Consider the following 18,359-nt stretch of genomic DNA (forward strand, 5'->3'; position numbering starts at 1 on the left):
TCAACAAACACTTTTAAGGATGGTGTATAATTTGTCTATAAAAAATCAAATAATCGAATTTTCTAAGTCTATTGGAGTTGAATATATTGGATTTTGTAGGGCTGAATATACAGATGATTTTATAAAAAGATTAAACTACAGCTATCATAAAAATTATAACTGTGAATTTCAAACAACTGAAGTTCAAAAAAGAATTAACATAAAAGAATGTATGGAGGATGCTAAAACTTTTATTTCTATACCACTCCCCTATAAAACTATAGAAATTAATAAATCTAAGCCCTATTTTTCAAAATCTTCCTTAGGAAAAGATTATCACATTGTAGTAAAAAATAAATTAAAACTTATTGAAGACTTTTTACAAAATAATTACAACGCTAAAACTATTTCCTTTGTTGATACAAGTCCTATGCACGATAGAGAAATTGCATATATGTGTGGTATAGGATTCTATGGTAAAAACTCAACCTTGATAACTGAAAAATACGGCTCCTACGTTTTTTTAGGAGAAATTTTAACCAATATATATATTGAACCTTCAACTCCAATGTCTTCTCTATGCGGTAGCTGTGATAAGTGTCTAAAAGCCTGTCCTGTTGGTGCAATTAAGAAAGATTATTTTATTGATGCAAATAAATGTTTATCATACATCACTCAAAAGAAGGATGACTTGTCAGAACAGGAACAAACAAAATTAGGACTTAGAATTTATGGTTGCGATACCTGCCAGGATGTTTGTCCCTTTAATCAAAAAGCACAAATTTCAAATATTGAAGACTTTTTACCTGAGGATTGGAATATTAATATTAATGAAGATGATTTTTTAAATATATCTAATAGCCAGTTTAACAAAACCTTTAAAACTACCTCTGCTGGATGGAGAGGAAAAAAAATACTTCAAAGAAACTTAATTATAGCAATGGGGAACTCAGGAAAAAAGGAATATTTAGATATATTAAAAAGGTTAAATAAAAATGAATATCTTGAAAAATACATAAAAAATGCAATTAAAAAATTGGAGGTGAAGAAATGAAAAAGGGAATTTTAACTAAAATAATCCTAAATGCTGCATCTATATATATTACAGCTTCAATTGTAAAGGGAGTAGAGATTAGAGGTTTTTTAGCTGCTATTGTTGCTGCAGCAATACTTGGTCTTGTAAATGCACTAATTAGACCTATTTTTCTACTTTTCTCACTGCCTATTAATTTGATGACTCTTGGGCTTTTTACATTTGTGATAAACGGATTGATGCTTTCTATTGCCGCATCAGTTACACAGGGCTTTTATATATCTAATTTTGGTTCTGCAATAGTTGCATCTATTATAATATCAATCGTTAGTGCTATACTTAATTTTCTATTAGTTGAATAAAGGAGAACTATTATGATTATAGGATATGCATCAATAACTTTAATGCTCTACTCTCCAACTTCACTTAAGGAAAAGAGGCAGATAATAAAAAGCCTAATAACTAAAATTAGAACAACACTTAATGTATCCTGTGCAGAGGTTGACTTAAACGATAAATGGCAGCTTGCTCAGATTGGTATTGCTACTGTGTCTAATGATAGGAGGATAGTTGATACTCAAATTAATTCAGTAATAAGTTTAATTGAGAAGGATGGTAGAGCAGAAATTGTGGATGTAGTGGTGAATACAATATAAAAGTCCCCCTGCGGGGACTTTTATATTTAGGCTGTTGAAAAAAAGTTATGTATTGATTAGCCCCATGAAGGATTTCTTAGCATTCGTTCATTTCGCTAAGCAATTCTAAGTTTTTCTTTGTTTGAAAAAGTCCTACCCTCGCGATGCCATCGTCCTGATGGCCGCTCGGCTCGGCACGTCCTGTGCCGAATTACGGACTTTTTCAAAGTCGAAAACCTAAGAATTGCTAAAGCTCATGAAAGAGCCTATTGAAATCCTTTCATAGGGCTTTTTCATATTTTAGCTAATAATTAGGTTTGTCAACAATCTGTGAAGTCCCCTTGCGGGGACTTTTATATAACATAGTCCTCTAAATATACTATATTTTCTTCTTTACTTCTTACTATCCTTGCAGGGATTCCAACTACTGTAACATTTGGTGGAACGTTCTTTAAAACAACTGCATTAGCTCCAATCTTTACATTATCCCCAACAGTAATTGGGCCTAATACCTTAGCTCCTGCTCCTATAACTACATTGTTACCTATTGTTGGATGTCTCTTACCCTTATCCTTTCCTGTACCTCCAAGGGTAACGCCGTGGTATATGGTTACATTATCTCCAACCTCTGCTGTCTCTCCAATAACTACTCCCATACCGTGGTCAATAAAAAGTCCCTTTCCTATTTTAGCCCCTGGATGTATTTCTATGCCTGTAAGATTTCTTGCTATTTGTGATATGACTCTTGCAAGTACAAACATCCTTCTTTTATAAAGTTTATGGGACAATCTATAGAAAAGAACTGCATAAAGGCCTGGATAGCAAAGTATTACCTCCAGCATATTCTTTGCTGCTGGGTCCTTCTCCATTATATTCTTGGCCTCTCTATATAATGTTCTAAACATAATAATCACTCCTCATTAAAAAGTTCTGTTGATAGATATCTCTCCCCTGTATCAGGAAGAAGAACAACTACTTTTTTGCCTCTTCCAAGTTCCCTTGCCTTAAGAAGTGCTGCATATAATGCTGCACCTGATGATATTCCAACTAATATACCCTCTTTTTTGGCAATTTCCCTTGCATATTTCATAGCATCCTCATTTGATACGGTAACTATTTCATCTATAATTTCTCTTTTTAAAACCTTTGGAACAAATCCTGCTCCAATACCTTGTATTTTATGTGGTCCTGGGTTACCTCCAGATAATACTGGAGAATCCTTTGGCTCTACTGCTATAATCTTTACATTTTCTACCCTTTCCTTTAAAACCTCTCCAACTCCAGTGATAGTTCCTCCTGTGCCTACCCCTGCCACAAACATATCAATTTTTCCCTTCATATCCTCTATAATTTCTAAAGCAGTTGTCTTCATATGTGCTATTGGATTATATATGTTTTCAAACTGCATAGGCATAAAGTATCCTTTTTCATTAGCAAGCTCATTTGCCTTTTCTACTGCTCCCTTCATTCCCTTTGAACCTTCGGTTAGTATAATATCTGCACCATATGCCTTTAGTATCCTTCTTCTTTCTATACTCATTGTTTCAGGCATAACTAAAATTAATTTATATCCCTTTGCTGCTGCAACCATTGCAAGGCCTATACCTGTATTTCCACTTGTAGGTTCTATTATCGTGTCACCCTTCTTTATTAGACCTTGTTTTTCAGCCTCTTCAATCATAGATAGAGCTATTCTGTCCTTTACGCTACCACCTGGGTTGAAAAACTCTACCTTTACATAAACCTCAGCACTATTTTCATCAACCATATTGTTTAGCTTAACTAATGGTGTTCTTCCTATTGTTTCAAAGATATTATTATAAATCATCTTAACCCCTCCTAAAAAACTAAAATTTTTGATGCATAACACCTCTTAATTAATTTTTTTACAAATTAAAAAACCTTCTACCTCTGTATATACAGAGGCAGAAGGTTTACTTCCGCGGTTCCACTCTGCTTAGGCTAAAAAAGCCTATCTCCTCTTCAGGCACTAACATACCCTATCTCTATAACGGGAGCTCCCGTAACAGCCTACTTCTATTTTCGGCCTAACACTCCAAGGGGCACTTCAATTATACTCTGCTTAGAACTCTCTCAGCCAAGGAGTTCCTCTCTGTAAAGCTTTATATAATTTACTTTCCCTCTTCACCGTGTTTAATTCCTATTAATTTACTCGGATTTCTTATTTATATTATATGCAACAGCATCAAAAAAATCAATAAATATTTTTAAATTTTTTTATGTATTTTTATTTACAAAATATATGCTTTCCAATAACTTTTATAACAGGTCTTGATAATATCCACTTATTTGTTGTCTTTTCGGGGTTGTAATAGTATATAGCTCCACCTGATGGATCCCATCCATTTAATGCATCAATTGCTGCCTTTTTAGAACTATCAACAACTCCAGCGTTTATTTGGCCATCTACAACTGCTGTAAAGGCACCGGGCTGATAAACTACTCCTGGTATTGTGGAAGGGAATCTTGGATCCCTAACTCTATTTAAAACAACTCCTCCAACTGCAACTTGACCTATATAGGGCTCTCCTCTTGCCTCACCATTTATAACCCTTGTAAGAAGGTCTAAATTTTGAGAACCTACCCCCGATGTACTTTGAGTTTTGTTTTGCGAAACATTTATTCCAAGTGCTGCTAATGTTTTAGGCCCTGCTACACCATCAGGATTTAGTCCATTTTTTCTTTGAAAGTTTTTAACCGCTGTATAGGTTTGGTATCCATATATTCCGTCTATTGCTCCATTATAATAGCCCCACCTTTTTAGTCTGGTTTGTATTTCTTTAACTACATCTCCTCTTGAACCATAGGAATAGGTTTGGGCATTAATAACGCTTGTTGTAATAAAATATGCAAAATACATCATAAATGCTACCCATACAGCTAAAAATGCCTTCTTCAACTTACATCCCCTCCTTCATTATCTTATTATTTCCAAGAAACGATATAAATTATTACAAAAACTCCTTAATTTTAAAAAATAAAAAACTATGATATATTGGTTTTGCCAAATATCATAGTTTTAAACTTCTATCTTTTATTATCACATATCTGTTTTAGCTGTCCATTAGAATATTTGAAAAGTTTATAGGCACTAATATTATTTACAACATTAAGCTCTGTAAAATATAGTTCTCCATTTACCAATCTAATATCTTCAATTAGATTGTTGCTTTTATATATGTTGCTATATACATTATTTTTTACATCAACTTGAAATATTTTAAATGTATCTCCCGTTCTACAAACTATATATATATAATTATCATCTACTACCACCGAATATATATCTGAAAGTTCTATTTTAAACCTACCTTTATAATCAATATAATAATAATCCTTAGTGTTTAAATCATTATAAACAAGCTTTAATTTTTTTATATCCAAATAATTTATGTATAAATCATTGTATTTATAGTTTGTAATTATAGATACAGCATTATCTTTTAAATTTAAGGTATTTAGTGCTAACTCTAAATTTTTAAATTCTGTTAAATTGTAAACATTATAGTCCTTTTCAATATTTATTAAATAAAGTCTATCCCTATTATTTTCTGTAACCTTTACTACAGCACTATACTCATCTATATAATTAACATCTATCTTCTGTGCATCTTCTAAATTAAATATAGTATTATACTCACCTGTATTTTTATCTACTGCAATAAGATATAATATTGAGTTTGATATTGTTTTAGTTATTATAATATTTCCTGAAATATTATATATTGGATCATATACTTTTCCCTGTATCTTGTCTTTAGTAAGCTTTAAATTTTTAGGTACTTCATCTACCTTAAATTCTGAAAAAATCCATTTTCCATTCAACAATATCCAATTATAATTTTTATATCTTATACCTCTCTCTTCTACTATATACTGTAGATTCCCATTCAAATCAACTATTTTATATTCATTTTCATACTTAAGAGCAACTTTTTGGTTATCGGGACACCACTTTATATTTTCTATTATATTATAGCTTTCTTCCTTAATATCTACATCATAAATATAATATACAAACATAAATACTAAAAATATAGACAATATAATCGTTATTTTCTTCAAAATACCACCCCTTTTAACTTCTCTTAACATTTTATCACATTTTTATTTAAATACCTATTTTCTTTTTATATTATTATTTTTGTGTTATAATACTAAAACAATACAAAAAGAGGTGATTATATGGCAGATTTTCTACCCATAAGCAGAGAAGATATGAAAAAACGAAATATTGAACAACTTGATTTCATATATATTTCAGGCGATGCATACGTTGATCATCCTTCCTTTGGCCACGCTATTATTACAAGGCTTATAGAACACTATGGTTTTACAGTTGGTATAATACCTCAACCAAATTGGAAGAGTAAAGATGATTTTATGAGGCTTGGAAAACCCAAAATTGCTTTTCTTGTATCATCAGGAAACATAGATTCAATGGTAAACCACTATACAGCCCATAAAAAAAGAAGAAATGACGATGCATATTCACCCGGTGGAAAAGCAGGATATAGACCTGATAGAGCAGTAATTGTTTACTGTAATAGATTGAGGGAAGCCTATAAGGATGTTCCAATAATAATAGGTGGAATTGAAGCAAGTCTTAGACGATTTGCCCACTACGACTATTGGGATGATAAGGTTAGAAATTCAATACTAATAGACAGTAGTGCCGACCTACTTATATATGGTATGGGAGAAAAACCTCTTATGGAAATACTTAACCTGATTCAATTTGGCAAAAATATTAAGGACATTAAAGATATACGAGGAACCTGTTATTTGACATCTGATATAAGCCATTTAAAAGAATATATTGAACTTCCAAGCTTTGAGGCAGTATCTACTAATAAAAAAGAATATGCAAAGGCCTTTAAAATACAGTATGAGGAACAGGATGCCATAAGGGGAAGAACATTGGTTCAAAGGCACGACAACAAATATGTTGTCCAAAATCCACCTTCCCTTCCACTCTCTAAGGATGAGATGGATTTTGTATATTCTCTTCCATACAATAGAACCTACCATCCAATATATAAGCAACAAGGGGGTATTCCTGCATTAAAGGAGGTTGAATTTAGTATAACCTCCCATAGGGGATGTTTTGGTGGATGTTCCTTCTGCGCATTAAATTTTCATCAGGGAAGGGTAATACAACCAAGGAGCGAAGAGTCAATACTAAAAGAGGCAGAAGCATTAACAAAGCTTCCTAATTTTAAAGGCTATATCCACGATGTAGGAGGACCTACTGCTAACTTTAGAAAACCCTCCTGTAAAAAACAAATTGAACAGGGCGTATGTAAAAATAGGCAGTGCCTTTTTCCAACTCCCTGTAAAAATTTAGAGGTTGACCACTCTGAGTATTTAAGTATGCTAAGAAAAATCAGAAAAATTAAGGGTGTAAAAAAGGTATTCATACGTTCTGGAATAAGATATGATTATCTTATGCTGGATAAAAACGAAGCATTTTTTGATGAGCTAATAAAACACCATATAAGTGGGCAACTTAAGGTTGCACCTGAACATATTTGTAATGAAGTATTAAGCCTTATGGGAAAACCAAATAGAAAAGTATATGATGCATTTGTTAAAAAATATTTTGAGAAAAATAAAAAATTTAAACTAAACCAGTTTTTAGTACCTTATCTTATGTCAAGCCATCCAGGAAGTACATTAAAAAGTGCAGTAGAGCTTGCTGAATATATTAGAGATATGGGATACAATCCTGAGCAGGTACAGGATTTTTACCCAACACCGGGTAGTCTATCAACAGCTATGTATTATACCGAGATGAATCCCCTAACTGGAGAAAAGGTATATGTACCTAAATCTAAAGAAGAAAAGGAAATGCAAAGGGCTCTATTACAATTTAGGGATCCTAAAAATTATGATTTAGTATATAAAGCTTTAATTAAGGCAGGAAGAGAGGATTTAATTGGATATGGTAAAAAATGTTTGATACCACCTAAAAAATCTAAGGTGAAAAAGGGTAGATGATAAATGGAAAGACAGGTTCTTATTATAGTTAAATCAATCGTCGATAAAAGCTTAATTGGAACGTATTTTTTCTTCTTTTTAAATTCCTGTTTACAAATACTCTTTCCTCCATATCCAGGAGACACCATAACTATTTTTCAGGGGTATTTGACCTATAGGATGGGATTTAACAAATACTTAATGCTTCTTTCTACTATATCTGGTTCCTTCTTAAGCAGTATGTTTCTTTATTACCTAAGCTATATAAAATCAGACATTGTACTAAACAATAGGTTTATAATTAAATTTTTTAATCTTGATAAAATACACAAATTAGAGGATCTATTTAAAAAATATGGTGTATTTTTTATTCTAATAAACAAGTTTATTCCAGGACTTGGTTCTCTTACATTTATTGCAGCAGGTATTTTCAAACTTCCATTGATACCTGCTACTATATCTATTTTATTGGCCAATATTTTGCATAATACAATGCTGTTTTCTGCTGGTGCCCTAACAGGAGATAATATTGAAATAATTAAGGCTTCTATAAAGGAATATTATAGGCTAATCGTTGGAATAACTGTTATAATATCATTACTTTATTTATTGGTAAGAAACAGAATAAAGCTATATAGAAGGTCAGTTAAATAAGCAAAAATATTTATCCCTAATAATGATTACATTAACATTAATTTTTTTACCAAATAAATTAAACTCTTATTAGGGCTCAAGCTGTTGCCAAAACTAATTGTTAGCTAAAGTATGAAAAAGCCCCATGAAAGGATTTCAATAGGCTCTTTCATAAGCTTTAGCAATTCTTAGCTTTAGACGTAGAAAAAGTCGTAATTCGGCACAGGACGTGCCGAGCCGAGCGGCCATCAGGACGATGGCATCGCGAGGGTAGGACTTTTTCAAATAAAGAAAAGCTTAGAATTGCTTAGCGAAATGAACGAATGCCTAAGAAATCCTTCATGGGGCTAATCAACATATAACTTTTTAACAGCCTGAGCCCTTGTTAGGGCTTTTTTCATAATTCAATTATGATATATACAAAAAAATGTTACCCACTTACAGTAGTGAGCAACATCCTTTTTAATCAAGTTGAACTTATATCTAAAAATGCTGCAATTAATAAAATAACCTCTGGAATTAATGTCATTGTCTTAAGTTCCATTCCCACATAAATAGAAATAGCCTGAATTAAAAAGATTAAATAACCAATAATATAGAGAAGGTTTAAAGCTTTAAAATAGGCTGAAGTAATTATTCTAAAATAGTTTGAAGCAATAAAAATAAATAATAATGCAAAAAATGCTACTAAAAGAATCAAATAATTCCTATATTCATTACTGCATATGAACTTAAATCCACCATAATATTTTATAAAATTATTTGGTACAATGTAGATTATATATACTTCTAATATTAGAAATACTACCATAAGCAACTTATCTATTAGTCCGATTTCTGATTTCCTATTCAAAATATATATGCAATATAGGCCTATAGTAAAAAGCACAACTGGTATTAAAATAAATTTGCCAAGATTAAATAGATAGTTTAACTTTTTAACGCTGAGAAACAGATAAATTAATATATACCTAAAGGAAGATATAAAAAATAATAGGGCTAAAACAACACTATACTTTTGTTTTTTCTTTAGTAGAATATAAAAATTAAATAAGCATAAAACACAGCATATAAAAATTAATGAAAATAAAGTTTTCACCTTTTACCTCTTTTATATTGCTACTATTTAATTAATATTATTGAACTGTTTTATTTATAACCTTAAGGCGTAAATATTTTTATCTTTTTAGAAGATATTCTTACATTAAGTGGAAATTGGGGTCCCACCTCTCCATCTATATCTGTCTCTATGTTTTCATCGCATTCTATTTTAAATTCACTGCTTTTTAAGTATATTACATTGCTACTCTCAAGATGTTCTCCCTTTAACATCTTTAAGAATAAATTAAATAGTTCTACAAGATTACACTGCTTTATTGCAATTAAATTAAGTTTTTCATCATTTGCAGTTGAATCTGGTGCAAGTTTAAAACCTCCTGCACTGGAACCATTTAATATAACAAATAAATATATATTTTCCTCTATTGTTTTTCCATCGCAGGTTATTTTAATTGGAATAGCTCTAAAGTTTGGAAGCTGTTCTATTCCCTTTAGATAATAGGCTACTTTTCCAAGGGTATTCTTCATATTTATGTCAATTTTTTGTGAAACATCGGTTAAAAGGCCTCCTGCTGCAACGTTTATAAAATACCTATCATTAATCTTTCCTAAATCAAATTCACTAAGTTTACCCTTTGCAATTACATCACAGGCTTCTGTTATTTTTCTTGGTATCCCTAAGTGCGATGCAAAATCATTTGCTGTTCCATAGGGGAATATTCCAAGAGGAACATTAATTTCATTTAAAATCATTGCATTTATTACGTGATTAATTGTTCCATCTCCACCTGAAACAAGTATCACATCATAATCCTTTGCCCTCTTCATACTTGTGTATATATCTTCTATTGACATTGTTCTATATGGAGTTACTTCATATCCTGCTAATTGAAGTCTATCTATTACAGCATCTAACCTATTTCTAAAGGATCTATCACCAGAATATGGATTATAAATAAGTCTTGCCTTTTTCATATTATCGCCCCCCAGATTATATACTACTCAAAATATCTAATCCCTGCAACTGCAGGGATTAGAACATTATGTCATTTGGTTTAGAAATGTCGCTTAATGCTTCACCTGCATCATCGTGAAGCCTGTTTGTTACAGCAATATCTCCAAGTGCCAACATTCCAACAAGTCTTCCATCTTCAACAACAGGAAGCCTTCTTATTTGCTTTTCTGCCATAAGCCTTGCAGCATCGTGAATATCCTTATCTGAATTTATTGTTGTAAGACCAACTGTCATAACATCCATTGCTAATACTTCACTCGGATTTTTGCCATAGGCAACATCCCTTAAAACTATGTCCCTATCTGTAATTATTCCTACCACTCTATTACCTTCACAGACTGGAACTGAACCTATGTTGTAATTTTTCATTAAATTTGCAACTTCTTTTACAGGTGTGTTAGGAGTTACTGTAACAACTTCCCTTGTCATTATATCCTTTACCTTCATTCAAAACACCTCCATATTTAGTATTTCCAGAAGGTGTTTTTTTACTCTAACTCCTTCATATCCTTTATTATATAAGAAACCACCAAAAGTATTATTATTATAGTTACAGGAATAAGGAGACTCCTATAATGCCTTGTATTAAAGGAATTCCCAAAATAATTATATGCAAACATCTCTGGCATAACACCAAGTACACTTGCTAATATAAAATCTCTTTATCTTATGGAAGTAAGTCCACAGGCTAAACTTAAAGCATCATATGGGAAAATTACAGGTAGCCTCATTAAAAATAGAATCTTAAAACCATCCTTCTTTAATACTTTATCAAATTTATTCAATTTACCCTTTGTAATTTTATGGACAAAATCCTTACCTAAAAATCCCGCTACATAGTAGCCTACAGTTGCAGAGATAAAACATCCAATTAGTGAAACTATATACCCTAAAAACCATCCATATAATATCCCTGAAACAACGCCAAGAACCCAAGTTGGGAATAACATAATAAAGGGTTTTACTGCATAAATAATCAAAATAACAAATATTGAATATTTACCATAGCTCTCTATAAAACTCTTTAGACTTTTTATACTAACTCTATTAAAACAAAAATGTAATTTACTAACTTTAAATAAGTATATTATGGCTATAAATGATATAAATATAGCTATATATTTATATAATCTTTTTTTTGTCAAATATACCACCCCAAAATTGCTTCATATTATTGTAAAAAAGTTTGTTTTTGTTTATAATATATACTTAGTAAATTAAATAAAAATCCTAAAAGCAGTTACATTAAATATTGTATAACATTTTATGTTTTACTTCAATGTAACTTAAATATTTTATTTGGGGTGATTGTTTTGAAAAAAGATTTTATTCCTAATTTATTTACCTTTGCTAACCTATCCCTTGGAATGGTATCTATTATGGCTACCTTCAACAACAATCTAAAGTTAGCAGCAATTTTGATTATGTCAGCAGCTCTACTTGATAGATATGATGGTAGGATAGCAAGAAGAATAGGGGTTTCAAGTGAACTTGGAAAGGAACTTGATTCATTGGCAGACCTTGTTTCCTTTGGTGCTGCACCAGCAATATTAAGTTGGCAATTATATTTAATTAATTTTGGACTTATAGGTTATATCATAACGCTTTTATTTCCAATAGCCGGTGCCTTCAGACTTGCAAGGTTTAATGTAACAAAATTCAATAATGTATTTACTGGTGTACCTATAACTGTTGCAGGTGCAGTAGTTGCACTTGATAATCTAATTGGATTATATAAGCCTCATAACTATATATCAACAGTTATATTTATTGTTTTTGCTTACTTAATGGTTAGTAAACTGCAAATTAAGAAGTTTTAATAGGGTTTTTTTACCCTATTTTTTTGTAAAATTTTTTAAACATAATACATATTATATAACTGTGAGTAAATTGATTTAGGAGGATTCTAATGAATCTTAAGGGAAGTAAAACTGAAAAAAACCTATTAAAAACATTTGCAGGAGAATCAAGAGCAAGAAATAAGTACACATTCTATGCAGAAAAAGCAAGAAAAGAAGGTTTTGAGTTTATAGCAAAGATATTTGAAATAACATCAGACAACGAAAAGGCACACGCCAGAAGAGTATATGATGATTTCTTAAAGGAAAATAAAACTACTGCTGAAAATCTTTTAGATTGTGCTATGAATGAAGCCTTTGAAGCAGAAAAACTTTATAAAGAGTTTGAGAAGGTTGCTCGTGAAGAAGGATTTGTTGAAATAGCAGACTTTTATAAAGAACTTGCAGAAACAGAAGAATATCATAAGATTAGATTTTTAAAGATACTTGAAAATCTAAAATCAGGTAAGATGTTCAAGAGGGATATTCCTGTTAAATGGCAGTGTTTGAATTGTGGATATGTTCACGAAGGAACTGAAGCACCTGAAGTTTGTCCACTATGTGCCTTTAAGAGGGCCTTCTTTGAAATCTACTGTGAGAACTATAAATAGAGGTGAATGTAATGTGTCCTTGTATGATTGTTTGGGTGCCAATTAGCTATTTTGAAGATGAAGAGGATATATTTGAAAACAATAGATTTTTTAGAGCTGATGGCAGTGAAGATGATTATGAAAATAAATTAAAATTATTTGAGATGATTGATGAGGAATTTAGTGAAGAATATTTAAAGCAATCAAATAGATAAACAAAAGGTGCTGGGCACCTTTTGTTTATTTTATTGCTGCTTTTCAAATTTTTCCTTTGTTGCACCGCATTTTGGGCACTTTTGAGGCCTACATCTTCCTTCCTTTGTTTCTCCACATACTGTACATTTCCAAACAGCCATAACACAACCCACCTTTTGTATAATATAATAAGAGTGGAAATTCCACTCTTATTATCATTCTAATTACATTTTTTGTATTTGTCAATAATAATTATCTTTTAAATATAATTATTATTCTCCCAATACCTGTTTTCTTAATTTAATTCCAGTTGGGGTTGCTGCAATTCCTCCAAGTGCAGTCTCCCTTAATGCCTCCGGAAGTGCCTTCCCTACCCTATACATTGCCTCCACAACTTCATCAAATGGAATAATGCTTTTTATTCCTGCAAGTGCAAGCTCTGATGAAATTAATGCATTTACAACTCCAGATGCATTTCTTTTAGCACAGGGTGCCTCAACAAGACCTGCTATTGGGTCACATACAAGTCCCATTATATTTTTTAATGCTATTGAAGCTGCGTTAAGGCACATCTCTGGTGTACCTCCAGCCATTTCTACAATAGCTGCTGCTGCCATAGCAGCTGCTGCACCGCATTCTGCTTGACAGCCTCCTTCTGCCCCAGATACGGTTGCATTCTTTGCAATAATCTGACCTATACCTGATGCCGTAAATAGAGCATTTACAATCTCATCTTCAGTTTTGTTTAACTTTTCTCCCGCTGTAATTAATGCAGCAGGTAAAATTCCACAGGATCCAGCCGTTGGTGCTGCAACTATTCTTCCCATAGCTGCATTTACCTCAGAACAAGAAAGAGCTCTTGCCATTGCCTTAACTACTGTATCGCCACACAATGTATTTCCATTTTTTCTATAATCCTCAAGTCTTTTTGCATCTCCACCAATGAGTCCACTTACTGATTTTATTTCCTTATCAAGTGCCTCCTGTGCAGATGATTTCATCACATCAAGGGCCTTTTTCATCTTTAATATTATCTCTTCTCTACTTAAGCCCTGAAGCTCTACTTCATTTTCAATTACAATCTCATATATCTTACACTTTTTAGAATTTGCCAACTCCATCAATTCTAAACCTGTATTGTACATACCTTAACCTCCAATTACTTTACAGGATTTATAGCCTTTGCTGAAATAATATTTTCTACCTTTTCAATGACCTTTAATACATATTCGCTTATTTCAGCATCTGTTTCAATTATCATAAGAGCCTCTTTACCCTTTGCTCTTCTTGTAACCCTCATAGTTGCTATATTTATATTTTGACTTGCTAAAATAGCAGTAACCGAACTTATCATACCCTTAACGTCCTTTTGTTTAACAATAAGTGTTGGATAGTCTCCTGTAAACTCTACCTTGTCTCCATTTATTTCTGTTATTATTATATTTCCTCCACCAATAGATGAACCTACAACCTCAAATTTAGTTCCATCCTCTTTATAAAAAACAATTTTTACAGTATTAGGATGAACATCACCTAAATCTGACTCAACAAATTCTATTTCTATTCCCTTCTCTTTAGCTATATCTAAAGAATACTTAAGTCTATCATCATAGGTTTCCATTCCAAGTACACCTGCAACAAGTGCCCTATCTGTTCCGTGTCCACGATACGTCTTTGCAAAGGATCCGTGAAGATAAAATATTACCTTTTTGAAATTACCTCCTGCAATAGACATTGCAACCTTTCCAAGTCTTGCAGCTCCTGCTGTGTGCGAACTTGATGGCCCAACCATTATAGGTCCAATGATATCGAAGGAACTTAAACTACTCATACTATCTTCCTCTCTCTTAAAATTCGACATTATTTTCACTTTAATTTTATCATTTTATTAATTTTTAAACAATAGAAATTTAAAATTCTTTTTAATTTTTATAAGAAAAGACAGTTGCAAATAAATTTGTTTAACAAAATTTAAATTATATTAATATTATATAATGTAAGTCAAATTAGGAGGTATTATTTTAATGAACCCTTTTGATATGATTCCAACAATGATTATGCCAAATATGGTACCTATTATTGTAGATATCGAAGATGACGAAGATGATAGACAAAAAGGTGATTTTGAAGAAAAAGGGCAATTTAATGAGGTCGATAGAATACTAAACAAAATTGAAAAAAACAATCCTGAAATATTTGTGCTGCTAAAAATGTACAATATGCCTTATCCTGTTGCAAGAAGACTTGTGAGAAGAATAATAAGGCTTACATTAAATTATCAAAAATAAATTTGAATAAGTGCCAAGAGACTTGTCTTGGCACTTGTAATTTTATTTTCCTGACACATTAAGTTCTTTAATTATAATACTTGGGCTTCCATAACTTCCAAGTCCTATTGGAAGTGCAAGTTCAAAGTCAGAAAGTACCTCCTCTATTTCATTTAAAACATTGTAAAAGTTACCTGCAACTGTTATCTGTTCAACTGGTTTTGTTATTTTTCCATTTTCCACAAGGTATCCCTCTGCTGCAAGTGAAAAATCACCTGAAACAGGATTTGCTCCAGAGTGAAGCCCTTGGAGGCTTGTTATAATAAGGGCCTTTTCTTGCATTTTTATTGCTTCTTCATACCCTAAAGTACCCTTTACAATATACATATTAGTAGGTGCAACTACTACCGGTGATTTATAGGTGGATTTAAATCCATTACCAGTTGATTTTACTCCATCTTTTTTGGCTGTCTTTATGTCATAAAGAAAAGTTTTTAAAACACCATCCTTAATAACCTCCTTTGTATATGTTTCTACACCCTCATCGTCAAAGGAGCAACTTAAGGGGGCATCCTTTAAAAATGGATCGTCTAATATGGTTATTTTATCGGATGCAATCTTTGTATTTAATTTTCCCTTTAAAAGCGAAAATCCCTTCTGCACTGAATCTGCTGAAAAAATTGATGAAAATGTTGCAAGTAGTGTTGCAGCTGCATCACGTCTTAGTATTACCTTATATTTTCCTGATGGTATACTTTCTGCACCGAGGGAATTAATAGCCTCGTCACAGGCCTCTTTTACTAATTTTTCGAAGTCTATTTTATTGTAGTTAGTTGTTACCTTAAAGCTGCTTCCACTTTTTACATCATCCTTATCCTTTGCAACAACTGCAATGTATGCTACACCTACACCACCCTCTTCTTCTAAGTTAAGTCCCTTTGTATTTACTATTTTTCTTCTTCCTTTAGTAGTTTCTACAAGACAGTAGTTTACAGAATCAATCCTTGAATCATATTCCTTTGCTCTTTTTTCCATAAACATAGCATCATCAATTTTCTTTTTTGCATCAATATCAACATTAACATCCTGTTCAATTTCTTTGTATTTACCTCCTTGATAAAATTCAGGAAGTACATCTGTTTGTGTTTCCTTTGCATTGTTTTTGGCGTTTTTAATCAGAAATTCTATATCCTCCTCCTCAAACTTTTCTGAATATGCATACCCAAGCCTTCCATCATAAATAGCTCTAAGGGAAATTCCTTTATTTTTATTTACATTATACTTATCTACCTCTTGATTGTATATATTCACCTCAAAGCTATCAGAATCTATGTAATATACCTCCATATCACTAAAACCTTCTTCTCTGCCCCTTCTAAAAAGCTCTTCAATAAACTTATTAAGCTCCATATTATCACCTCCTACCTTCTTCCACCAACAGTCATCTTCTTAACTCTAATCATAGGCTGACCTACATTGGCAGGAACGCTTCCACTTACAGAACCACACATTCCCTGTCCTAACTCTAAATTGTTTCCAACCATATCAATATCAAGTAAAACCTCAGAACCCTTTCCTATAAGTGTAGCCCCTCTTACTGGTCTATCTATTTTTCCATCCTTTATTAGATACGCCTCATTTACAGCAAAATTGAAATCACCTGTTACAGGATTTACCGAACCACCACCCATATATTTTGCATATAGTCCATACTCTGTTGACTTTATTATCTCCTCAGGTGTTTTATCTCCTTTTGCAATAAATGTATTTGTCATTCTTGAGGTTGGTGCATACTTGTAGCTCTCACGCCTGCTATTTCCTGTTGGTTTCATATTCATTCTTCTTCCATTTAACATATCTATCATATATCCCTTTAATATTCCATTTTCAATTAAAACATTTCTTTGTGTTGGATGTCCTTCATCATCAATATTTGATGAACCCCAAGCATTCTGAATAGTTCCATCATCTATTGCAGTTACTACCTCTGAAGCAATCCTTTGACCAAGCTTTCCTGAAAATACTGAATGTCCCTTTGCAACTGATGTAGCCTCAAGGGAGTGTCCACACGCTTCGTGGAATATAACACCTCCAAAACCATTATCTATAACAACAGGCATAACACCAGAAGGGCAAAGGTCTGCGTGAAGCATTGTTACTGCAATCCTTGCTGCCTCCTTCGCGTGCCACTCTATATCAACATTATCAAAGAATTCAAACCCCATAAGCCTTCCTGGGCCAAAAAATCCTGTTTGATTTTCATTTCCGTCAGAAGCAACAGCCTCAATAGCCATCCTTGTTCTTATTCTCCTATCCTCTGCAAATAATCCCTCTGAATTTGCAATTAAAACCTTTTTATCGTTATCTACATATCTAACTGAAACCTGCACTATTTCACTGCTGTAGTTTTTTGCTATAGTATATGCCTCTTTAACCTTTGAAACCTTTTTCGAAATATCAACTGCACTTGGAACTATAGATATAGGATGAGCATTTGTGTAATCAAGCTTGATAAAGTCTCTACTTTCTACATTTTTAACACCAGTTAATGCATAGGATGCATCCCTTGCTATCTTTAAAAGTCCTTCCCTTGATAAATCATTCGTATATGCATAAATGCATTTAAAACCTGATAAAATTCTAACCCCAGCACCATAATCCTTTCCAGACAGTACACTTTCAACCTTACCATCTGTCATATATGCAGTATTTAAATCATTCTGTTCTATGTAAATTTCTGCAAAATCTCCACCTGTCTTTAATGCTTCATTTAAAACTTCCTGTAGTATTGATTTTTCTATCATTCTTACACCTCCCATTATTATATTATCCTAAATTTTACAGGTAATACCTATATATTAACATTTATATTATTTAAATTCAATTATAATGGCAAAAATTAAAAGAGCAAAGGAACTTAAGATTATTGACAATCTCATTTATTAGCTAAAGTATAAAAAGCCCCATAAAAGGATTTTATTTGGCTCTTTTATGAGCTTTAGCAATTCTTGCTTTTCGATTTTGAAAAAGTCCGTAATTCGGCACAGGACGTGCCGAGCCGAGCGGCCATCAGGACGATGGCATCGCGAGGGTAGGACTTTTTCAAACAAAGAAA

At 32.3% G+C, this 18,359-nt stretch carries 22 protein-coding genes and 1 other annotated feature; of the genes, 9 read left to right on the forward strand and 13 right to left on the reverse strand.

Annotation, left to right across the window (positions count from 1 at the left end; genetic code table 11):
* The first annotated feature begins 31 nt into the window (after nucleotides 1-31).
* The 3 genes from queG to A3M9_RS0105785 are packed head-to-tail and all read left to right on the forward strand — an operon-like array spanning nucleotide 32 to nucleotide 1,668.
* The gene (gene queG / locus A3M9_RS0105775) at nucleotides 32-1,033 is read left to right on the forward strand and encodes a tRNA epoxyqueuosine(34) reductase QueG (protein ID WP_027308382.1); all 1,002 of its coding nucleotides are present in this window, start codon (nucleotides 32-34) and stop codon (nucleotides 1,031-1,033) included.
* Nucleotides 1,030-1,374, forward strand: coding sequence for a phage holin family protein (locus tag A3M9_RS0105780; protein ID WP_027308383.1), 345 nt, complete (start codon nucleotides 1,030-1,032; stop codon nucleotides 1,372-1,374). Before queG ends, A3M9_RS0105780 begins: the two co-directional genes overlap by 4 nt.
* Nucleotides 1,375-1,386: 12 nt before the next feature.
* A complete protein-coding gene (locus tag A3M9_RS0105785) occupies nucleotides 1,387-1,668 on the forward strand; it encodes a DUF503 domain-containing protein (RefSeq protein WP_027308384.1) in 282 nt (93 codons plus the stop codon).
* 332 nt (nucleotides 1,669-2,000) lie between these two features.
* Here A3M9_RS0105785 and epsC read toward each other — a convergent pair whose 3' ends face one another.
* The 4 genes from epsC to A3M9_RS0105805 form a co-directional block, all read right to left on the reverse strand.
* Nucleotides 2,001-2,552, reverse strand: a complete 552-nt coding sequence (gene epsC / locus A3M9_RS0105790) for a serine O-acetyltransferase EpsC (protein ID WP_027308385.1) — start codon at nucleotides 2,550-2,552, stop codon at nucleotides 2,001-2,003.
* Nucleotides 2,553-2,557: 5 nt separating this feature from the next.
* Nucleotides 2,558-3,475 (reverse strand): cysteine synthase A, encoded by a 918-nt coding sequence (gene cysK, locus A3M9_RS0105795; RefSeq protein ID WP_027308386.1) that lies wholly within the window; start codon nucleotides 3,473-3,475, stop codon nucleotides 2,558-2,560.
* A gap of 90 nt (nucleotides 3,476-3,565) precedes the next feature.
* Nucleotides 3,566-3,805: a binding site (T-box leader), on the reverse strand.
* Nucleotides 3,806-3,895: 90 nt separating this feature from the next.
* Nucleotides 3,896-4,531, reverse strand: coding sequence for a spore cortex-lytic enzyme (sleB, locus tag A3M9_RS0105800; protein WP_051350617.1), 636 nt, complete (start codon nucleotides 4,529-4,531; stop codon nucleotides 3,896-3,898).
* Nucleotides 4,532-4,695: 164 nt separating this feature from the next.
* Nucleotides 4,696-5,733 carry a hypothetical protein gene (locus A3M9_RS0105805; protein WP_027308388.1) on the reverse strand — a complete coding sequence of 346 codons (1,038 nt, stop codon included), beginning with the start codon at nucleotides 5,731-5,733 and terminating at the stop codon, nucleotides 4,696-4,698.
* Between the two features lie 120 nt (nucleotides 5,734-5,853).
* Between A3M9_RS0105805 and A3M9_RS13285 the strand changes: the two genes are divergently transcribed.
* Nucleotides 5,854-7,668, forward strand: coding sequence for a YgiQ family radical SAM protein (locus tag A3M9_RS13285; RefSeq protein ID WP_035165936.1), 1,815 nt, complete (start codon nucleotides 5,854-5,856; stop codon nucleotides 7,666-7,668).
* A gap of 3 nt (nucleotides 7,669-7,671) precedes the next feature.
* Nucleotides 7,672-8,301 (forward strand): DedA family protein, encoded by a 630-nt coding sequence (locus A3M9_RS0105815; RefSeq protein WP_027308389.1) that lies wholly within the window; start codon nucleotides 7,672-7,674, stop codon nucleotides 8,299-8,301.
* A gap of 445 nt (nucleotides 8,302-8,746) precedes the next feature.
* On the opposite strand, the gene A3M9_RS0105820 is transcribed toward A3M9_RS0105815, so the two are convergent.
* The 4 genes from A3M9_RS0105820 to A3M9_RS0105840 all read right to left on the reverse strand — a co-directional run bounded on the left by A3M9_RS0105820 (nucleotide 8,747) and on the right by A3M9_RS0105840 (nucleotide 11,499).
* Nucleotides 8,747-9,379 (reverse strand): hypothetical protein, encoded by a 633-nt coding sequence (locus A3M9_RS0105820; RefSeq protein WP_027308390.1) that lies wholly within the window; start codon nucleotides 9,377-9,379, stop codon nucleotides 8,747-8,749.
* A 62-nt stretch (nucleotides 9,380-9,441) separates the two neighbouring features.
* Nucleotides 9,442-10,314 carry a YegS/Rv2252/BmrU family lipid kinase gene (locus A3M9_RS0105825; RefSeq protein ID WP_027308391.1) on the reverse strand — a complete coding sequence of 291 codons (873 nt, stop codon included), beginning with the start codon at nucleotides 10,312-10,314 and terminating at the stop codon, nucleotides 9,442-9,444.
* A gap of 58 nt (nucleotides 10,315-10,372) precedes the next feature.
* A complete protein-coding gene (locus tag A3M9_RS0105830; RefSeq protein ID WP_027308392.1) occupies nucleotides 10,373-10,801 on the reverse strand; it encodes a CBS domain-containing protein in 429 nt (142 codons plus the stop codon).
* Between the two features lie 215 nt (nucleotides 10,802-11,016).
* Nucleotides 11,017-11,499: a TVP38/TMEM64 family protein gene (locus A3M9_RS0105840; protein ID WP_027308393.1), complete on the reverse strand. Its 483-nt coding sequence runs from the start codon at nucleotides 11,497-11,499 to the stop codon at nucleotides 11,017-11,019.
* 168 nt (nucleotides 11,500-11,667) lie between these two features.
* Here A3M9_RS0105840 and pssA point away from each other — a divergent pair, with 168 nt between their 5' ends.
* From pssA to A3M9_RS0105855, 3 genes are all read left to right on the forward strand, one after another.
* A complete protein-coding gene (gene pssA / locus A3M9_RS0105845; RefSeq protein ID WP_027308394.1) occupies nucleotides 11,668-12,174 on the forward strand; it encodes a CDP-diacylglycerol--serine O-phosphatidyltransferase in 507 nt (168 codons plus the stop codon).
* A gap of 89 nt (nucleotides 12,175-12,263) precedes the next feature.
* Entirely contained in the window at nucleotides 12,264-12,803 is a 540-nt protein-coding gene (rbr, locus tag A3M9_RS0105850) for a rubrerythrin (protein ID WP_027308395.1), read from the forward strand.
* Between the two features lie 11 nt (nucleotides 12,804-12,814).
* Nucleotides 12,815-12,997, forward strand: a complete 183-nt coding sequence (locus tag A3M9_RS0105855; RefSeq protein WP_027308396.1) for a hypothetical protein — start codon at nucleotides 12,815-12,817, stop codon at nucleotides 12,995-12,997.
* A 30-nt stretch (nucleotides 12,998-13,027) separates the two neighbouring features.
* Here A3M9_RS0105855 and A3M9_RS15050 read toward each other — a convergent pair whose 3' ends face one another.
* From A3M9_RS15050 to sdaAB, 3 genes are all read right to left on the reverse strand, one after another.
* Complete coding sequence (locus A3M9_RS15050; protein ID WP_341465373.1) at nucleotides 13,028-13,138, reverse strand: RCKP-type rubredoxin-like domain-containing protein; 111 nt, start codon at nucleotides 13,136-13,138, stop codon at nucleotides 13,028-13,030.
* Nucleotides 13,139-13,249: 111 nt separating this feature from the next.
* The gene (gene sdaAA, locus A3M9_RS0105865) at nucleotides 13,250-14,122 is read right to left on the reverse strand and encodes an L-serine ammonia-lyase, iron-sulfur-dependent, subunit alpha (RefSeq protein WP_027308397.1); all 873 of its coding nucleotides are present in this window, start codon (nucleotides 14,120-14,122) and stop codon (nucleotides 13,250-13,252) included.
* Nucleotides 14,123-14,136: 14 nt separating this feature from the next.
* Nucleotides 14,137-14,808, reverse strand: coding sequence for an L-serine ammonia-lyase, iron-sulfur-dependent subunit beta (gene sdaAB / locus A3M9_RS0105870; RefSeq protein WP_027308398.1), 672 nt, complete (start codon nucleotides 14,806-14,808; stop codon nucleotides 14,137-14,139).
* 193 nt (nucleotides 14,809-15,001) lie between these two features.
* On the opposite strand from sdaAB, the gene A3M9_RS0105875 reads away from it, so the two are divergent.
* Complete coding sequence (locus tag A3M9_RS0105875; protein ID WP_027308399.1) at nucleotides 15,002-15,265, forward strand: hypothetical protein; 264 nt, start codon at nucleotides 15,002-15,004, stop codon at nucleotides 15,263-15,265.
* 42 nt (nucleotides 15,266-15,307) lie between these two features.
* Here A3M9_RS0105875 and A3M9_RS0105880 read toward each other — a convergent pair whose 3' ends face one another.
* Together A3M9_RS0105880 and A3M9_RS0105885 are read right to left on the reverse strand one after the other, a co-directional pair.
* On the reverse strand, nucleotides 15,308-16,654 hold the full coding sequence (locus A3M9_RS0105880; RefSeq protein WP_027308400.1) for a TldD/PmbA family protein: 1,347 nt from the start codon (nucleotides 16,652-16,654) through the stop codon (nucleotides 15,308-15,310).
* Nucleotides 16,655-16,665: 11 nt separating this feature from the next.
* A complete protein-coding gene (locus A3M9_RS0105885; protein WP_027308401.1) occupies nucleotides 16,666-18,048 on the reverse strand; it encodes a TldD/PmbA family protein in 1,383 nt (460 codons plus the stop codon).
* Between the last annotated feature and the right edge of the window lie 311 nt (nucleotides 18,049-18,359).

This window comes from Caloramator sp. ALD01, from assembly GCF_000472625.1.
In the GTDB taxonomy this organism is placed as follows: domain Bacteria; phylum Bacillota; class Clostridia; order Clostridiales; family Caloramatoraceae; genus Thermobrachium; species Thermobrachium proteoclasticum.